This window comes from Methylibium sp. T29, from assembly GCF_000576205.1.
Lineage (GTDB): Bacteria > Pseudomonadota > Gammaproteobacteria > Burkholderiales > Burkholderiaceae_C > Methylibium > Methylibium petroleiphilum.
The window spans coordinates 1-1,459 of record NZ_AZND01000474.1 but is presented as its reverse complement, the minus strand read 5'-3'; the positions used below and the strand labels follow the sequence as shown (position 1 = coordinate 1,459).

The following is a 1,459-nucleotide window of genomic DNA, read 5'->3' as shown; positions in this document are numbered from 1 at the left end:
TCCGGCAGCGCCGCCGATGCCCGCGGTCGACGAGCCGGCGCTGGTCGCCCCGCCCGCTGCAACCATTGCACCCGTCGTACCCGAGGTGCACTCGCCAGTGCCCGCGCCACCTGCGGCGCGGCCAGCCGTGGCGCGGCCGCGCCTGCCTTCCCTCCTGTCGCGCTGGATCAAGCGTCCACGCAAGCCGCCGCGCTGAGTCCGTCGCCGGCCGTTCAGCTCTGCATCAGCCGCTTGCTGCGCGCCACCGACATCAGGATGCCGAGCGCGAGACCCAGCGTGACCATCGCCGTGCCGCCGTAGCTGATGAAGGGCAACGGGATGCCCACCACCGGCAGGATGCCGGTCACCATGCCCATGTTCACCATGCTGTAGGTGAAGAAGCTGAGCGTGATCGCGCCGGCCAGCAGCCGCGAGAACAGCGTCGGCGCGTCCGACGCGATCATCAGACCGCGGAAGATCAGGAAGGTGAAGCCCAGCAGCAGCGCCACGCAGCCCGCCAGTCCGAACTCCTCCGAGAAGGCCGCGAAGATGAAGTCGGTGGTGCGCTCGGGGATGAACTCCAGATGGGTCTGGGTGCCGTTCATGAACCCCTTGCCGGTGACCCCGCCCGAGCCGATGGCGATCATGCCCTGGATGATGTGGAAGCCCTTCCCCAAGGGATCGGTGGTCGGGTCGAGCAGGGTGCAGACGCGGTGCTTCTGATACTCGTGCAGCAACACCCAGTCGACGCCGGGCTCGCAGATCTGCGTCTGGAACCAGATCAACCCGCCGATGCCGACCGCGCCCAGCCCCAGCACCGGCAGGATCAGCGCCCAGCTCAGGCCGGCGAAGAACATCACGTACAGCCCGCCCGACAGCACCAGGATGGCAGTGCCCAGGTCCGGCTGCTTCACGATCAGTGCGACCGGCACCGCCAGCAGCACGAAGGCCACCACGAAGTCCGGCGCCTGCAGCTGGCCTTCCCGGCGCTGGAACCACCAGGCCAGCATCAGGGGCGTGGCGATCTTCAGCAGTTCGCTGGGCTGGATCACCAGCACCTGCAGGTCGAGCCAGCGCGTGGCGCCCTTCTTCGTCACGCCGAACAGCTCGACGGCGATCAGCAGCGCCACACCCAGCACGTACAGCGGCACCGCCAGCTGCGCCAGGCGCTGCGGCGAGAGCTGCGCCACGATGAACATCACGCCGGCGGCCAGCAGCATGTTGCGGCCGTGATCGACGAAGCGCGTGCCATGGTCGTAGCCGGCCGAATACATGGTCAGCAGGCCCGCGGCCGCCAGCAGCACGATGGCCAGCGCCAGCGGTCCGTCGAAGCCCATGAACACGGTGGCGGCACGTTGCCACCACGGACGCTTGTCGAACACGGTGCTCATCGATTCGTGGCCTCGGCCGGTGCTGTCGGCGCCGGCGCCTGGGCGATCTTCGCCGGCGGGGCTGCCGCCGCTCCCCCGGGCGCCGAAGC

General features: G+C 69.3%; 1 protein-coding gene and 1 pseudogene. One reads left to right on the top strand and one right to left on the bottom strand.

Translation table 11 applies throughout. From position 1 onward, the window contains the following. Positions 1-196: pseudogene (locus x551_RS26630) on the top strand (patatin-like phospholipase family protein); the annotation flags it as partial. A 16-nt stretch (positions 197-212) separates the two neighbouring features. Here x551_RS26630 and rodA read toward each other — a convergent pair. Beyond that, the gene (rodA, locus tag x551_RS22140) at positions 213-1,370 is read right to left on the bottom strand and encodes a rod shape-determining protein RodA (RefSeq protein ID WP_011827680.1); all 1,158 of its coding nucleotides are present in this window, start codon (positions 1,368-1,370) and stop codon (positions 213-215) included. Between the last annotated feature and the right edge of the window lie 89 nt (positions 1,371-1,459).

What these genes read in the sequence shown, in the direction of transcription:
- rodA (WP_011827680.1), bottom strand. Translation starts at nt 1,370, where the DNA reads ATGAGCACCGTGTTCGACAAGCGTCCGTGGTGGCAACGTGCCGCCACC.